Genomic DNA, 16,114 nt, shown 5'->3' with positions numbered 1-16,114 from the left:
GATTTGGAGCCGGAGCCAGATGGGCCGGTATGGGCGGTAATGGTGGCGATGGCGGCATCGGTCTGTCGATGTCAGCTGGTATGGTTCTCAACAATCAAGGTACCATCGAAGGCGGCAGTGGCGGCGCTGCGGGCGCTGCCGGAACAGGTGGTATTCCCGGCCGCGCCGGCGCGAATGGTGTCGGCGGCGCTGGTGTCGTCGGCGCGGGTCTGACGGTCATCAATTCCGGCACGATCACCGGCGGGATGGGTGGTGACGGCCTGACCCAGGCCAATGCGATCACCTTCACCGGTGGCGCCAATACGCTGACGCTGCAGACCGGCTCGGTGATCAACGGCAATATCGCTGTAGATGGGAGTCTGACCTTCAATCAATCGACGGCGCAGACGCTGGGCAGTGCCATCACCGGCAACGGCGCAGTGATCCAGAACGGCACCGGCACGCTGACATTGACGGGGCCAACAACTATAGCGGCGGCACGACGATCACTCTTGGAGCGATCAGCGCCGGGAACGCCAGCGCGCTCGGCTCCGGCGCGGTGACGCTCAATGGTGGCACATTGCAGCAGGGCAGCGGCATCACCCCCCTGACGCTGACGAACACGTTCCGCATCAACACCGCTGGCGGCAGCATCGATGCTGCGGGCGGAGAAGTGATCCTGACGGGGGCGATCACCGACGGAAATGGTCCGGGCGGTGCGCTGACGATCCTCCGCAACGGTGTCGTCGGTTCCGTCGCTTTCGATTCGTCGGGCGTGAACACCTATAGCGGGGCGACCATCATCGGTGACGGGACGACCGGCGGTGCCGCCGCGCTGCTCGGCCGGCAGAGCAATGCCTTCAGCGCCAATTCAGCAGTGACCGTCACCGCGAACTCGTTTCTCGATGTCGGCAATGTCAGCCAGACGATCGGCTCGCTGGCTGGGGCGGGGACGGTCAATGCGAGCGGCATCGGCGCCACCGGCACGCTGATCACGGGCGGCGACAATTCATCGACGACGTTTTCCGGCCTGCTGTCGAATGGCGGCGCCACTCTGGCCCTGACCAAGACCGGCACCGGCACGATGACGCTGACAGGCAACAACACCTATAGCGGCGCGACGATCGTGAATGGCGGCACGCTGGCGGTGAACGGCGCGATCGTCTCGGCGACGACCGTCAACAATGGTGGCACGCTCGGCGGAACCGGTACGCTCGGCAACACCACGATCGCGGCGGGCGGCACGTTGGCGCCGGGCAACTCCATCGGCACGCTCGCAGTGACCGGCGATCTCCTTTTCGGCGCGGGCGCGAATTACAGTGTCGAGGTCTCGCCGACGCAGGCCGATCGCACCGATGTCAGCGGCACCGCGACGCTCGCCGGTACGGTCCGTGCCAGCTACGCTGCAGGGACCTATACGGCGCGGCAATATACGATCCTGAATGCGGCGGGCGGGCGCTCGGGCACCTTTGACGCACTGGTCAATATCGGGATGCCGGCCTCCATCAGTTCAGCGCTGAGCTACGATGCGAACAATGTCTATCTGAACCTGACGCTCAGTTTCGTCGCTCCCGGCGGCCTCAACACCAACCAGCAGAATGTCGGCAATGCGCTGACGAACTATTTCAACACCACCGGAGGCATTCCGACGGCGTTCACCACGCTTGGCCCGAATGGCCTGACGCAAGTCTCCGGCGAGACGGCGACGGGATCGCAGCAGGTGACGTTCGACGCGATGAACCAGTTCATCGGCGTCATGACCGATCCGTTCACGGCGGGGCGAGGCGATACAGCGAATGCGATGGGCTATGCCGCGCCATCGAAGCCGATTGACGCATTTGCGATGTTCACTAAGGCGCCGCCGAAGGCGTTCGAAGAGCGCTGGAACGTATGGGCCGCGGGCTTCGGCGGATCGCGCACGACGGATGGCAATGCTGCGCTCGGATCGAACTACACGACGTCGAATATCTACGGCGCGGCTGTGGGTGCTGACTACTGGTTCTCGCCAGCGACTGTTGCCGGTTTCGCGATGGCGGGCGGCGGCACCAACTTCTCGGTGGCGAATGGCGGCTCCGGTCGCTCGGACCTGATGCAGGCTGGCGCTTTCGTGCGTCACAGCGAAGGTTCGGCCTATGTCACTGCGGCTGCAGCCTATGGCTGGCAGAGCATCACGACGGACCGTCTTGTGTCGGCCGGCGTGACGGATCGTCTGCAAGCTGCGTTCAACGCCAATGCGTATTCCGGGCGCGTTGAGGTCGGCAATCGCTGGCTGTTGCCAACGCTCGGTGGCGTCGGCATCACACCCTATGCAGCTGTTCAGGTGACGGCATTCGATCTGCCCGCTTACGCCGAGACTTCGGCGACAGGCGCCACGACCTTCGGCCTGACCTATGCAGGCAAGACGGTGACGGATACGCGCACCGAGCTTGGTCTCCGCACCGATAAATCCTTCGCGGTGAATGATGCGCTGCTGACGCTGCGCGGACGCGCGGCATGGGTGCATGACTTCAACACCGATCGGTCGATCGCAGCGACCTTCCAGTCGCTGCCCGGTGCCGGCTTCACCGTGAATGGCGCACAGGCCTCGCGCAACGCTGCGCTCACCTCGGCGTCGGCGGAAGTGAAATGGGGCAATGGCTGGGCGGTCGCTGCGACCTTTGACGGGGAATTCTCCGACACCACCCGCAGCTATGCCGGCAGGGGCGTCGTCCGCTACGCGTGGTAACCGGGGCCTTCACCGGAGGGGCGGGCATCGAGGTTGAGCCGGGCAGCATGCTCGGCTAAGCCGGTACGCGGCTTGCAAGGATCCAGGGTGGAATCGGGCAACCGGTTCCGCCCTTTTGTTTTCGCGTCTTTACCGCAGCAGGAATGAGCATATGGCCGAGAAGGTTCTGATCTATTCGCGTTTCCCGAAGGCCCAGATGGTGCGTATCGGCGAGCGCTTCGATCTCCTCGATGCCGGCGGCAAGCCGCCGCTGAGTGTTTTCTCGGCAGACGAACTGAAAGACGTGCGCACCATGATCACTGCAGGCGGGCACGTGCTGCCGGCTGAGGTGATGGACATGATGCCGGCGCTCGGCGCCATCATCTGTTACGGCACCGGCTATGATGGCGTGGATTTCAAGGCGGCCGCCGAGCGGAAGGTCGTGGTCGGCAACAGCCCCGGCGCCAATGCCGCCTCTGTGGCCGATCTTGCACTGACGCTGATGCTGGCGGCGACGCGGCGCCTCATTCCTGCGGATCAGTATGTGCGCGAAGGCGGCTGGTCGGATCGCAAGCCGTCGCCGCTGATGGCGCCGCAGCCGGGCAATCCCGGGCGAAAAGTGGGCGTCTATGGCATGGGCGAGATCGGCCGCAAGATCGCTTCGCGCGTCGCCGCTTTCGAATGCGACGTCGCCTATACCAACCGCACGAAATATGACGAGCTGCCGTATCGCTACGAGCCGGATCTCGCTGCGCTGGTCGAATGGTGCGACGTGCTGATGATCGCCGTGCGCGCCGGCGCGGAAACGCATCACATCATCGATGCCAAGATGCTGAAGAAGCTCGGCCCGAATGGTTATGTGGTGAATATCTCGCGCGGCTCGGTGATCGATCAGGCGGCGCTCACGCAGGCACTGGCCGACAAGACGATTGCGGGTGCTGGCCTCGACGTGTTCGAGACGGAGCCGCATGCGCCGGACGCGCTGACGGCGTTCCCGAATGTCGTGCTGACGCCGCATATCGGCGGGCACACGCTGGACTCGCATATCGGCATGCAGGACTGCGTCATCGCCAATCTCGATGCGTTTTACGCGGGGAACACGTTGCCTTACGCGGTGAAAGCCTAGTTTCTGGCGACAGCTAGCATGCGGAGCAGGTGGGGGCGCTGACGGGTTCCCGCCGGACGCTGTTTTTGTTGCCAAAGCAAAATTGATTTGGAGCAATTCCAAATGTCGGCGATGCTCGGGGAAAGGCGATATGCGCCGCTACCTCGAGGCAATGCGATGGCGAACCTCACGATCAACGGCCGGACCTACGATATCGATGCCGAGCCGGATACGCCGCTGCTGTGGGCGATCCGCGAAAATGCCGGCCTGACCGGGACCAAATATGGCTGCGGTGTTGCGCAATGCGGCGCCTGTACCGTTCACGTGGATGGCCAGCAAGTTCGCTCCTGCAGCATGCCGCTCAGCGAAGCGGTGGGGAAGCAGATCACCACCATTGAAGGGCTCGCTGCCAATGGTGTGATGCACAAGGTGCAGCAGGCCTGGATCGACCACGACGTGCCGCAATGCGGTTATTGCCAGAGCGGCATGATCATGGCCGTCGCAGCGCTGTTGGAGATGATCCCGCAGCCCACCGATGAGGACATCGATCATGCGGTGACCAATATCTGCCGTTGCGGCACGTTCCAGCAGGTGCGTGAAGCCATCCACTCCGCAGCCGGCGTTTGAGGGAGGCGATCATGGCTCATGGTTCTCTCTCGAAGTCTCCGGTCCTTAACCGTCGCGCTTTCGTGCTGGGCACCGCCGCCGTCGGCAGCGGGCTGGCGCTCGGTTTCGATCTTCACCTCGGCGGCCCCGTGGCAGCTCACGCCGCGGATATTCCGCCCGAGGTGAATGCCTGGGTGGTGATCAAGCCCGACGATACGGTGGTGGTGCGTATCGCGCGCTCGGAGATGGGGCAGGGCACGTTGACCGGTCTCGCGCAGCTCGTGGCCGAAGAACTCGAATGCGATTGGTCGAAAGTCACGACCGAATATCCGACGCCGGGCCAGAGCATTGCGCGCAAGCGCGTATGGGGCGACTTCTCCACCGGCGGCAGCCGCGGCATCCGCACCTCGCATGACTATGTCCGCAAGGGCGGCGCCGCAGCGCGGATGATGCTGATCCAGGCAGCGGCCAACGAGTGGGCCGTGCCGGCGGCGGAATGCACGGCCGCGAACAGCGTGATCACCCATACGCCGTCAGGCCGGACAGTGACCTTCGGCAAGGTAGCTGACGCTGCGGGCAAGCTTGAGCCTCCGAAAGACGTTCCGCTCAAGGACCCGAAGGACTGGAAGATTGCCGGCAAGCCGCTGCGACGTCTCGACACCGTCGAGAAGGTCAATGGCAAGATGATCTACGGCGCCGATGTCACGATGCCCGGCATGCTGAATGCCGCGATCAAGGATTGTCCCGTATTCGGCGGCAAGCTGAAGAGCTTTGACGACAGCAAGATCACCGGCATGAAGGGCGTCAAGAAGGTTGTCCGGGTTGGCGATACGGCGGTGGCCGTCGTGGCCGATACCTGGTGGCGCGCCAAGACGGCGCTCGAGGCGCTGCCGGTGGTGTGGGACGAGGGCCCGAACGCCAATGTCACCAGCGCCTCCATCGCCAAATGGCTGGAAGAGGGGCTCGATCCCGCACAGCCCGCCTTCATCGCCAACAAAAACGGCGACGCGAAAGCGGCGATTGCCGGTGCGGCGAAGAAGGTGGAGGCGGTCTACGCATATCCGTTCCAGAACCACGCCACCATGGAGCCGATGAACGCCACGGCGCTTTATACAGCGGACAAATGCGAGGTCTGGACCGGCACGCAGAACGGCGAGGCGGTGTTCGCTGCAGTTGTCGAAGCGTCGGGCCTGCCGAGCGACAAATGCGAGGTCTACAAGATCATGCCCGGTGGCGGCTTCGGCCGTCGCGGCATGACCGATTATGTCCGGCAGGCCGTGGCCATCGCCAAGCAGATGCCCGGCGTCCCGATCAAGCTGATGTGGACGCGCGAAGAGGACATGTTGCATGGTCGCTATCACCCGATCACGCAGAGCAAACTGGTCGGCGCCTTCGATGCCGACAACAACCTGATAGGCCTGCATCTGCGCATCTCGGGCCAGTCGATCCTGGCCAGCGTGCGGCCCGAGGGCATGCAGAACGGCATGGACCCTGTGGTGTTCCAGGGGCTCAACACGTCAGGCGAAGCGGCAATCGGCTACACGATCCCCAATCTCCTGATCGACCATTCGATGCGCAACCCGCATGTGCCGCCCGGCTTCTGGCGCGGCGTCAATGTAAATCAGAATGCGATCTATCTCGAATGCTTCATGGATGAGCTGGCGCATTCGGTCGGACAGGACCCAGTGGAATTCCGCCGCAAGCTTATGTCGAAGCATCCCAAGCATCTCGCGGTGCTGAATGCGGTGGCCGACAAAATCGGCTGGACGACGCCGGCGCCGCAGGGCGTGTTCCGCGGCATCTGCCAGCATATGGGCTTTGGCAGCTATGTGGCGGCAGCGACCGAAATCTCGGTGACCGATGGCAACAAGATCAAGATCCATCGCATCGTCGCCGCCACCGATCCCGGCCATGCGGTGAATCCATGGCAGATTGATCGCCAGATCGCAGGCTCCTTCGTCTATGGCCTGTCGGCGCTGTTCTACGGCGAATGCACGGTGCAGGGCGGCCGTATCGAGCAGGAGAATTTTGACACCTATCAGTCGATGACGCTGAAGGAGATGCCGAAAGTGGAATCGATCCTGATGCCGTCAGGCGGTTTCTGGGGCGGTGTCGGCGAACCCACGATCTGCGTCGCGGCGCCGGCGGTGCTCAATGCGTTCTTCGCAGCGACGGGCAAGCGGATCCGTTCTGTGCCGCTCAAGAGCCACGACATCACTTTCGCATAGGGATGCTATGACAAGGCGTTTCGCAGATCGGGCTGGATATCTTGATGTGAGAGCGCTGGCTGCCACGCTGGCCGTCATTTCTATTGGCCCGGCGATGGCGGCTTCCGCGCCACCGCCCGGCGCGGCTTCATGCTCAGGCTGCCATGCGGTGCAAGGCGCGGCATCGTCGGCAATCCCACCCATCCATGGGCGCGATGCCGGCGAGATCACGGAGGCAATGACTGGCTTCCGTAACGGTACAAGGCCTGCCACAGTGATGGGCCGGATCGCCAAGGGTTTTTCCGATGATGAGCTTCGTCCGATCGCGGCCTGGCTCGCGGAACAGAAGTAGCGTGCGCCGATGACCCAACCTCATCTGACATCCCGACGGACGTTCCTTGGTCAGACGGCCGCTGCCGCGGCGGCGTTGATGGTGACAGGGCCGGCGATCGCACAGACGCGCCCTCGTGTGGTGGTGATCGGCGGCGGCTTCGGTGGCGTCAGCTGTGCACGGACGCTGCATGCTCTCGATGGCAAACTCGACGTCACATTGGTCGAGCCCAATCGCACGTTCACGGCATGCCCGATGAGCAATGAAGTCATTGCCGGGGATCGTGCCATCGAGGCGCAGCAGTTCGGCTATGACAAGGTCGTGGCCGGCGGCGTGAAGATGGCGACAAAGGCGGCCACCAAGATCGACGCTGCGGCACGCAGCGTCGGGCTCGCGGACGGTACAACGCTCGCATATGACCGTCTGGTTCTGTCGCCGGGGATCGACCTGCGCTTCGACGCCTTGCAGGGCTATGACGAAGCGGCGGCCGCGCGCATGCCGCATGCCTGGAAGGCTGGAGAGCAGACGCTGCTGCTGCGACGCCAGTTGGAAGCTATGGACGATGGCGGACTGGTCGTGATCTCGGTGCCGGCCAATCCCTATCGCTGCCCGCCCGGACCCTATGAGCGCGCCAGCCTGATCGGGCACTATCTGAAGACGAAGAAGCCGCGCTCCAAGCTGATCATTCTCGATTCCAAGGATGCCTTCTCGAAGCAGCGGCTGTTCCTGCAGGCATGGCAGGAGCTTTATCCCGGCCTCGTCGAATGGGTCGGGCTGTCGCATGGCGGCAAGGTCACGTCGGTGGATGCCGCGACCAATACGCTCGTCACCGAATTCGACAAGCACAAGGCGGCTGTCGCCAATGTGCTGCCGCCACAGCGGGCAGGGCAGATCGCCGCCATTGCGGGCGTGACCGATCGCTCCGGCTGGTGCCCGATTGATCCCGTCACGTTCGAGTCGAAGCAAGTTCCGAACATCCATGTCATTGGCGACGCCTGTATCGCCGGCGGCATGCCGAAATCGGCTTTCTCCGCCAATGCACAGGCAAAGGCTTGCGCGAGCGCGGTGGTGTCATTGCTGGCGGGTGCCGCGCCGGCTGCACCCAAGTTGATCAACACCTGCTACAGTCTTGTTGCGCCGGATTACGGGATTTCCATCGCCGGCGTCTATCAGCCGAAAAACGGCTTACTGACCGATGTCGAGGGCGCGGGCGGCACCAGCCCGCTCGAAGCGACGCTCACGTTCCGCAATCAGGAAGCCGTCTATGCGCGCTCCTGGTTCGACACCATCACAGGCGAAGTTTTTGGCTAGGCGCAAGCGTGACATCGCAATGGGAGTGGGTGCTGTCACTTTCTTGCTGGCCGGTACGGCGATGAGCGAGGCGTTGCGTCCATACGATGTCATCGACGATGCCATTCCAGCGTCGCTGACGGGACGTTCGGGCGACGTTGCGCGTGGGCGTGCGATCGTTGTCGCCCGGCAGAACACCTGCCTGCTGTGCCATAGTGGCCCTTTCGCCGAGCAGAAATTCCAAGGAAATCTGGCTCCGGATCTGACCGGCACCGGCATGCGGTGGTCGCAGGGGCAGTTGCGGCTGCGACTGGTCGATGCTTCGCGCCTCAATACGGCGACGATCATGCCGTCTTATTACCGGACCGAAGGTCTTGAGCGCGTCGGTGCGAACTGGCGTGACAAGCCGATCCTGTCGGCAGAGCAGATCGAGGATGTGGTGGCCTATCTCGAGACACTGAAAGACCCATGACGCAGACAGCAGCGATACAGAAACTCGACGATGCGGATCGCCGTCGGCTGTTGGCCCTTGGTGCCGGCGCCGTGGTGGCCCTAGTCGGTCACCGCCCGGCGCAGGCGACGCCCGACATGATGAAGGCGGCCATCCGCGATGTCGTCAAAGGTGCGGTTGTTCGCAGCGGAAAGGTGAAGCTCGACGTGCCGCCGCTCGTGGAGAACGGCAACACCGTTCCGCTCACGGTATCGGTGGCGAGCCCGATGACCGAGGCCGAGCATGTGGTCAGCATCCATGTTTTCAATGAGAAGAATCCGCAGCCGAATGTCGGCAACTTCTATATCGGTCCGCGCGCGGGGCGCGCTCAGGTCTCGACGCGTATCCGGCTCGCCGATACGCAGACGTTGACGGCTATCGCGAAACTGTCGGACGGTTCGTTCTGGTCGGCCACTGCGGATGTCGTGGTGACGCTCGCGGCTTGCACCGAGGAGGCGAGCTGATGGCGGCCGCATTGGTCAATGTGCCGGCGACCGCGAAGCGCGGAGACGTCATCGAGATCAAGGCGCTGATGTCGCACGTCATGGAGACGGGCTACCGCCACACCGAGACCGGCGAAATCATTCCGCGCAACATCATCACCAGCTTCACCTGCCGCTATGATGGTGTCGAGGTGTTTCGCGCCGATCTGTTTCCTGCCTCGTCGGCCAATCCGTTCATTTCGTTCTTCACCATGGCCACCGAGAGTGGCACGTTCGAATTCAAATGGATCGGCGATCGTGGTTTCCAGGAAACCGCTTCGGCGAACATCACTGTTTCATGATCTCCGCGCGTGCGATCATTGCTTTTCTGCTGGTGTGGCTGGCGATGCCGCTATCCAGTGACGCTGCCGAGATCGCGCCTGACCAGCGCAGATCCGGATCGTCTTTCATGGCGCCGGAAACACGGGCCATGCAGGACGACGACACGTCCAATCCCGGCATGTTGTGGGTGCTGGATGGCTATGCACTGTGGAAGGCCAAGAGCAGTCCGTCAGAGAAGTCCTGCACGGATTGCCATGGCGACATCGGTGCCATGCGCGGCGTCAGCGCAAAATATCCGGCCTTCGACGAGGTGTTGAAGCAGCCGGTCGATCTCGAACAGCGAATCAATCTTTGCCGCACACGTCACCAGGATGAGGCGCCGCTTGCCGATGACAGCCGTGAACTGCTGGCGTTGACGGCCTTGATCGGACGCCAGTCTCGCGGGCTGCCGATCGAAGCGGGCAATGATCCGCGGGTTGCGGACTTCGTCGCCAAGGGGCGCGACCTGTTCACGCGCCGGCAGGGGCAACTTAATCTCGCCTGCAGCAACTGCCATGACGATAACTGGGATCGGCAGCTGGCCGGTTCGTCCATCACCCAGGCGCATCCCACGGGTTATCCGCTCTATCGGCTCGAGTGGCAAAGTCTCGGATCGCTCAAGCGCCGTCTCCGCAATTGCATGACCGGCGTGCGCGCGCAGCCTTATGCCAACGACTCAGAGGAGTTGATCAATCTGCAACTCTATCTCGCGTCTCGCGCCAATGGTCTGGCGGTCGAGACGCCGGCAATCCGTCCCTAGATCGCCGGGAAGGTCAGAAAAGCCCCGCTAAACGTTGGCAACAGACTTTCGTTCCCGCGCGGTACAAAAATAATTGAGTAGGCCATCCCGCACTGCGGCTGTAATTGTCGAATGCGTTTTAGAAGCAATCGAATGTAGGCGTACATTCGACGACAAGGACAACAGCGATGGCTGCGTTCACCCTCAAGATCAATGGGGAGTCGCGTCAGATCGACGTCGCCCCCGATACCCCGCTCCTTTGGGCTATCCGAGACGGCGCCGGGCTGACCGGCACCAAATATGGCTGCGGCGTCGCGCAATGCGGTGCCTGCACGGTCTATCTCGATGGCCAACCCGTGCGCTCCTGCTCGATGCCGGTCTCGGCTGTCGGCTCAAGCGAGGTCACAACCATCGAAGGGGTGACCAGCAAGGAAGCCAAGGCAGTGCAGGCCGCATGGGTCGCCCACGATGTGCCGCAATGCGGCTACTGCCAGTCCGGCCAGGTCATGAGCGCAGCTGCGCTGCTCGGCCTCAATCCCAAGCCCACTGATGAAGACATCGACTTGGCGATGAACGGCAATATCTGCCGCTGTGCCACCTATGTCCGCATCCGCGCCGCGATCCATAGCGCCGCGAAAACGCTGGAGGGCTGAGCCATGACTGTTCACGACACCAAGCTCTCGCGTCGCACGCTGCTCAAGGCCGGTGCAGGCCTCGTCATCGGCGCCTATGTGGCGCGCGGCGACAAACTGTTTGCGCAGGCCGCAGCACCGCCGAAGGTCAATATCGCGCCGAATACGTTTTTGATCATCAAGCCTGACAACACCGTCACGGTGCTGTGCAAGGGCATTGAGTTCGGGCAGGGGCCGTTCACCGGCATGGCGACGCTTGTCGCCGAAGAGCTCGATGCCGACTGGTCGCAGATGCGCGCCGACCATGCGCCGTCGAATCCGGTCCTCTACAAGAATCTCGCTTTCGGCATGCAGGGCACTGGCGGCTCCACCGCTATTGCGAATTCCTACGTCCAGATGCGCCAGGTCGGGGCGGCCGCTCGGGAAATGCTGGTCGCTGCCGCTGCCGAGGCGTGGCAGGTGCCCGCTGGGGAGATCACCGTCGAGAAGGGCGTGATCAAACATGGATCGGACAAGGAAGGTCGGTTCGGTGAGTTCGCCGAAAAGGCGATGGCCATGCCGGTGCCGGCCGATCCGAAGCTGAAGGACCCGGCGAACTTCAAGCTCATTGGCAAGGAAGGCGTGGTAAAGCGCCTCGACAGTGCCGACAAGAGCAATGGCAAGGCATTCTTCACGCTCGATATCAACGAGCCCGACATGCTCACGGTGGTCGTGGCGCGCTCGCCGAAATTCGGCGGCAAGGTGAAGTCGTTCGATGCGACGGCAGCGAAAGCTGTTGCGGGTGTGGTCGATGTCAAGCAGGTGCCGACCGGCGTGGCAGTCTACGCCAAAGGCTTCTGGGCGGCGAAGACGGGCCGCGAGGCGCTGAAGATCACCTGGGATGACAGCAAGGCCGAGAAACGTGGCAGCGCGGAATTGCTGCAACAATTCCGCACGCTGTCGAAAACGCAGGGCAAGCTGGTCAAGGCTGAAGGCAAGTTCGAGGAATCCATGGCCAAGGGCGGCCGTGTCGTCGAAGTCGAATATGTCTTCCCCTATCTCGCCCACGCCGCGATGGAGCCGCTGAACGCGTACCTCAAATGGGACGGTGACACGGCTTACGCGAAATATGGCTGCCAGTTCCCAACGCCGGACCATCAGGCGATCTCGAAGGTGCTCGGTCTGCCCATCGAGAAAGTGAAGATCGATGTGATCCTTGCCGGCGGCAGCTTCGGTCGCCGCGCGCAACAGACCACGCATCAGGCTGCCGAACTGGCTGAAGTCGCCAAGGCGATCGGGCCGGGCAAGGGCATCAAGCTGGTCTGGACTCGCGAAGACGATATGCGTGGTGGCTATTATCGGCCCTATGCCATTCACCGCATGCGTGGCGCGGTGCGCGACGGAAAGATCGAGGCCTGGAGTGACACCATCGTTTCACAGTCGATCATGAAGGGCTCGTTCTTCGAACAGATCATGTTCAAGGACGGCCTCGATCCGACCTCCTATGAAGGCTCGAACGAGATCCCCTACGAAGTCGCGAATTTCCGTTGCGACATGCATCAGGTCGATGTTGGCGTTCCGGTGTTGTGGTGGCGCTCGGTGGGCCACACCCATACCGGCTACGTGGTCGAGGCCTTTGTCGATGAGTTGCTGGAAGCTGCCGGCAAGGATCCGGTGGAAGGCCGGCTCGAACTGCTCGGCAAGAAGCCGCGTCATGCCGGCGTGCTGAAAGCCGTCGCCGAACTTGCCGACTGGAAGAACTACAAGGTGCCGGAAGGCCGCGCCCGCGGCGTTGCCGTGGTCGAGAGTTTTAAAACTTTTGTCGCGCAGGTGGTCGAACTGTCGATGACCGAGGATGGGCCAAAAGTACACAAGGTCTGGTGTGCCGTGGATTGTGGTGTCGCCGTCAATCCTGACATCATCCGTGCGCAGATGGAAGGCGGCATCGGGTTTGGCCTCGGCCACATCCTCTATGCCGAGCAGACGCTCGATGCCGGCGCGCCAGTGTCCGGCAATTTCGACACCTACCGCTCGCTGCGAATTAACGAGATGCCGGAGGTCGAGGTGGTGATCGTGAAGTCGACCGAAAAACCTTCGGGCGTCGGTGAGCCCGGCGTGCCGCCGCTCGGGCCGGCCGTTGCCAATGCCATGGCCAAGCTCGGCCTCGGACGACCGCGACAACTGCCCATCGTACCCGGAGCCTCGGCATGAACAAACTGGTGAAGTATGCAATGCTGGCGCTGGTCGCCGGTGGGCTGTCGGCTGGCGCGCTGTCCGTTGCGCAGTTCGGCACAAACGAAGCCGATGCTGCGGTCAGCAATCCGAAAACGCTGCAGCCGGTCTCGGCTTTTGCCAAGATCAAGAACAAGAACGAGCGCGCGGTCGCGCTGTTCAATGAGGCCGGCAAGGTGATCCAGTCGCCGCGCTGTTTGAACTGCCATCCGGCCGGCGATCGTCCAACCCAGACCGATCGCATGCGTCCGCACATCCCGCTGGTGGTGCGCGGCGAGGGCGGCATGGGCGCGGCTGGCGGTCTCGCCTGCACGACCTGTCACCACGAAGAAAATTTTGACGCCGCTAATGTGCCGGGCAATGCGAAGTGGTCGCTGGCGCCGATCGAGATGGCCTGGCAGGGCAAGACGCTTGGTCAGATCTGCGCGCAGATCAAGGACAAGGAGCGCAACGGCGGCAAGGACATGGCTGCGCTCGTGCACCACATGGCCGAGGATGAGCTGGTCGGCTGGGGCTGGAAGCCCGGCGGCAACCGCACCCCGGCGCCGGGCACGCAAAAACAGTTCGGTGAACTGATCAAGGCGTGGGCGGATGCGGGGGCAGCTTGTCCGAAGGGGTGACCAATCTGTCAAGGGGCGCCGCGCAAGCGCGCCCCTTACTATTCTTGTTCGCGTAGCTCGGTCTCGAAGTCTCGTCCACCATAGGCGATCGTGACAATCTGCACCTGCGTGTCTGTGACTTGAAAAATGATCGTTGCCCGCCGTTCGAAGCCAATCGTGCGAAGGTTGGGACGAATATCGTCGCGCCTCGTGCCGCGCTCGGGAAAATGGGCCAAGGCCATGCAGGCTGCGTAAAGTCGGTCGAGATAGCGGCTGGCGATCGCTTCGCCAGCTTGGCTACCGATGTAGACTGACAATGACGTCAGGTCATTGCTCGCTTTGTCGAGAAATATGACGTCATGTGTCACGCTTCGCGGCCTTTGCTTGGCTCGCTATCGCGGCGCGTGCGCGCCTGAAGGCCTCATCGATCGGCACGGATGGCGCCTTGCTGGCGAACGCCGCTTCGACCTCGCGGCGTAGAAAGTGGTCGAAAGCTTTGTTCCGCTCGTCCAGAGCGTGTAAGGCGTCGCCGATCACATCGCTCGGGCTTTCATATTCGCCATTATCGAGGTGACGCTGCAGCAGTTCTTGCTGTTCAAGGGTCAGTTCGACCTGCAATGCTTTCGCTACCATCGTCGCTCATCCCTGTCTCGCAGCGCAGTCTAGCACGGGCTGGGCCCGTCGGGGATTAGAGTTCCCCGGCAAAAACGATGCCAGTTCGGCACTTCCCACTTGGCAAGCCGATAAAGACTCGTTAAACAGCCGCCTCTGGACTTGCTGGCCTATGCTGGCACGTCTGTGTTCGTATTCCGACAACCCGGTATCTAGGAGACCTTTCCTTTCAGGCTATCCGCATGGATCGCTCGAAGGGCGCGGGATCTACGACCCGGTTTTGACGAAAGCGAGCAGGGGTCTTTGAGAGGTCAATCATGGCCGATCGATGATCTCGAATCCTGTCCAAGACTGCTGGCGCCCGCGACAAATTCACGTGCTGAACGTGAGTTCGATCAACGGCTTAATCCTCAAGCCAGCATAGATGGGTGAAGACTGATTTCGCCAATGCCGCCATGCGGCTGACAGCGTATTTGGTTCGAACCTCGACACCCCGCGCTTTGGCTGCTTGCAGCCTGGGTTCGGGAGGGCAGGCTATCATGATCGTCTCGCCCGAGATGTCTGGAGGCTGTGTGTCTCGAGGTCATGTCGGTGGGGCGGTTGGGTGCAAACCGGCGGTCTCATCTCGATCGAGACTGCCAACCGGAGAGAGCTTGCTGTGGAAAGAGCGGCTAAAAAGGACGCGGTCGAAGCGCTGAACGGGGTCTTCAAGACCACCGGCGTTGCGGTCGTCGCCCATTATTCCGGCCTCACCGTTGCCCAGATGCAGACCCTGCGTAAGCAGATGAAGCAGGCGGGTGCCTCGGTGAAGGTCTCGAAAAACCGTCTCGCCAAAATTGCTCTTGAAGGCACGGATGTTGTTGCCATCGGTTCCCTGCTGAAGGGCCCGACTGTGATCGCCACTTCGGACGATCCGGTAGCTGCACCGAAGATTGCCGTCGAATTTGCCAAGGCGAACGACAAGTTCGTCATTCTTGGCGGCTCGATGGGCAAGACAGTCCTGAACGTCGACAGCGTCAAGGCCCTGGCCGCGCTGCCCTCGCTCGACGAACTGCGCGGCAAACTCGTTGGCCTCCTTGTGGCGCCGGCGACCAAGATCGCTCAGCTGTCGACAGCACCCGCGGCAAAGGTCGCGCGCGTTGTTCAGGCCTATGCCTCAAAGAGCGAAGCGGCCTGACGCCCTTCGCAATCAAACTGGTTCGAACCAAATACGCTTAAGGATATAGACAATGGCTGACCTCAATAAGATCGTTGACGACCTCTCGAGCCTGACCGTGCTCGAAGCCGCCGAACTCGCCAAGCTGCTCGAAGAGAAGTGGGGCGTTTCGGCTGCCGCTGCCGTGGCTGTTGCCGCTGCTCCGGGCGCTGGTGGCGGTGCTGCTGCTGCTGAAGAAAAGACCGACTTCACGATCGTCCTGGCTTCGGCTGGCGACAAGAAGATCGAAGTCATTAAGGAAGTCCGTGCGATCACCGGTCTCGGCCTCAAGGAAGCCAAGGACCTGGTCGAAGGCGCGCCGAAGCCCCTCAAGGAAGGCGTTGCCAAGGACGAAGCCGAAAAGATCAAGGCTCAGCTCGAGAAGGCTGGCGCCAAGGTCGAGCTCAAGTAAGACCTTTGAGTTCCCGGGAAGGGCGGCCTTCGGGCCGCTCTTCCTACGGGGCTTACGTGTATCCAGCGATGGCTGCACACAAGAAAGTGTGGGGAAGCTGAGGGAACGACCCTCGAATCTCCATGATTGCCGCCCCATATCGGGTCGGCGGCAGATAAGCGCGGTTTGACGGCGAGAGCGGTAACGTTCTATCCTAAGC

General features: G+C 62.3%; 18 protein-coding genes. 16 read left to right on the top strand and 2 right to left on the bottom strand.

All coding sequences use genetic code 11. The features are described 5' to 3' along the window. The first annotated feature begins 29 nt into the window (after positions 1–29). From RPMA_RS28055 to RPMA_RS17875, 14 genes are all read left to right on the top strand, one after another. Positions 30–542 carry a hypothetical protein gene (locus RPMA_RS28055; protein WP_249225266.1) on the top strand — a complete coding sequence of 171 codons (513 nt, stop codon included), beginning with the start codon at positions 30–32 and terminating at the stop codon, positions 540–542. Next, positions 539–2,704: an autotransporter outer membrane beta-barrel domain-containing protein gene (locus RPMA_RS17935; RefSeq protein ID WP_249225265.1), complete on the top strand. Its 2,166-nt coding sequence runs from the start codon at positions 539–541 to the stop codon at positions 2,702–2,704. The genes RPMA_RS28055 and RPMA_RS17935 overlap by 4 nt, the downstream gene beginning before the upstream one ends. A 151-nt stretch (positions 2,705–2,855) precedes the next feature. Next, positions 2,856–3,809, top strand: coding sequence for a 2-hydroxyacid dehydrogenase (locus tag RPMA_RS17930; RefSeq protein WP_211909053.1), 954 nt, complete (start codon positions 2,856–2,858; stop codon positions 3,807–3,809). Between the two features lie 156 nt (positions 3,810–3,965). After that, positions 3,966–4,415, top strand: coding sequence for a (2Fe-2S)-binding protein (locus tag RPMA_RS17925; RefSeq protein WP_211909052.1), 450 nt, complete (start codon positions 3,966–3,968; stop codon positions 4,413–4,415). An 11-nt stretch (positions 4,416–4,426) separates the two neighbouring features. Continuing rightward, on the top strand, positions 4,427–6,622 hold the full coding sequence (locus RPMA_RS17920) for a xanthine dehydrogenase family protein molybdopterin-binding subunit (protein ID WP_211909051.1): 2,196 nt from the start codon (positions 4,427–4,429) through the stop codon (positions 6,620–6,622). Between the two features lie 46 nt (positions 6,623–6,668). After that, the gene (locus RPMA_RS17915; protein ID WP_249225264.1) at positions 6,669–6,953 is read left to right on the top strand and encodes a c-type cytochrome; all 285 of its coding nucleotides are present in this window, start codon (positions 6,669–6,671) and stop codon (positions 6,951–6,953) included. A gap of 9 nt (positions 6,954–6,962) precedes the next feature. Continuing rightward, entirely contained in the window at positions 6,963–8,243 is a 1,281-nt protein-coding gene (locus tag RPMA_RS17910) for an NAD(P)/FAD-dependent oxidoreductase (RefSeq protein ID WP_211909050.1), read from the top strand. A 19-nt stretch (positions 8,244–8,262) separates the two neighbouring features. Beyond that, complete coding sequence (gene soxX / locus RPMA_RS17905) at positions 8,263–8,694, top strand: sulfur oxidation c-type cytochrome SoxX (protein WP_211909049.1); 432 nt, start codon at positions 8,263–8,265, stop codon at positions 8,692–8,694. After that, positions 8,691–9,176 (top strand): SoxY-related AACIE arm protein, encoded by a 486-nt coding sequence (locus RPMA_RS17900; protein ID WP_211909048.1) that lies wholly within the window; start codon positions 8,691–8,693, stop codon positions 9,174–9,176. The genes soxX and RPMA_RS17900 overlap by 4 nt, the downstream gene beginning before the upstream one ends. Continuing rightward, positions 9,176–9,496: a thiosulfate oxidation carrier complex protein SoxZ gene (gene soxZ, locus RPMA_RS17895; RefSeq protein ID WP_211909047.1), complete on the top strand. Its 321-nt coding sequence runs from the start codon at positions 9,176–9,178 to the stop codon at positions 9,494–9,496. The genes RPMA_RS17900 and soxZ overlap by 1 nt, the downstream gene beginning before the upstream one ends. Then, positions 9,493–10,275, top strand: a complete 783-nt coding sequence (gene soxA / locus RPMA_RS17890) for a sulfur oxidation c-type cytochrome SoxA (RefSeq protein ID WP_211909046.1) — start codon at positions 9,493–9,495, stop codon at positions 10,273–10,275. Before soxZ ends, soxA begins: the two co-directional genes overlap by 4 nt. A gap of 167 nt (positions 10,276–10,442) precedes the next feature. After that, positions 10,443–10,907 carry a (2Fe-2S)-binding protein gene (locus RPMA_RS17885; protein ID WP_211909045.1) on the top strand — a complete coding sequence of 155 codons (465 nt, stop codon included), beginning with the start codon at positions 10,443–10,445 and terminating at the stop codon, positions 10,905–10,907. A 3-nt stretch (positions 10,908–10,910) separates the two neighbouring features. Continuing rightward, positions 10,911–13,076, top strand: coding sequence for a xanthine dehydrogenase family protein molybdopterin-binding subunit (locus RPMA_RS17880; RefSeq protein ID WP_211909044.1), 2,166 nt, complete (start codon positions 10,911–10,913; stop codon positions 13,074–13,076). Continuing rightward, positions 13,073–13,717: an Isoquinoline 1-oxidoreductase subunit gene (locus RPMA_RS17875; RefSeq protein ID WP_211909043.1), complete on the top strand. Its 645-nt coding sequence runs from the start codon at positions 13,073–13,075 to the stop codon at positions 13,715–13,717. The genes RPMA_RS17880 and RPMA_RS17875 overlap by 4 nt, the downstream gene beginning before the upstream one ends. Before the next feature lie 38 nt (positions 13,718–13,755). On the opposite strand, the gene RPMA_RS17870 is transcribed toward RPMA_RS17875, so the two are convergent. Then, positions 13,756–14,064 (bottom strand): type II toxin-antitoxin system RelE/ParE family toxin, encoded by a 309-nt coding sequence (locus tag RPMA_RS17870; protein WP_211909042.1) that lies wholly within the window; start codon positions 14,062–14,064, stop codon positions 13,756–13,758. Further along, positions 14,054–14,329, bottom strand: coding sequence for a ribbon-helix-helix domain-containing protein (locus RPMA_RS17865; RefSeq protein WP_211909041.1), 276 nt, complete (start codon positions 14,327–14,329; stop codon positions 14,054–14,056). The genes RPMA_RS17870 and RPMA_RS17865 overlap by 11 nt, the downstream gene beginning before the upstream one ends. Positions 14,330–14,966: 637 nt before the next feature. On the opposite strand from RPMA_RS17865, the gene rplJ reads away from it, so the two are divergent. Together rplJ and rplL are read left to right on the top strand one after the other, a co-directional pair. Then, a complete protein-coding gene (gene rplJ, locus RPMA_RS17860) occupies positions 14,967–15,485 on the top strand; it encodes a 50S ribosomal protein L10 (RefSeq protein ID WP_211913721.1) in 519 nt (172 codons plus the stop codon). Positions 15,486–15,537: 52 nt separating this feature from the next. Then, complete coding sequence (gene rplL / locus RPMA_RS17855; RefSeq protein ID WP_211909040.1) at positions 15,538–15,915, top strand: 50S ribosomal protein L7/L12; 378 nt, start codon at positions 15,538–15,540, stop codon at positions 15,913–15,915. Positions 15,916–16,114 lie beyond the last annotated feature (199 nt).

Source organism: Tardiphaga alba, from assembly GCF_018279705.1.
In the GTDB taxonomy this organism is placed as follows: Bacteria; Pseudomonadota; Alphaproteobacteria; order Rhizobiales; family Xanthobacteraceae; genus Tardiphaga; species Tardiphaga alba.
The sequence above is the reverse complement of the archived record's forward strand: the minus strand, read 5'-3'. Positions and strand labels throughout refer to the sequence as shown.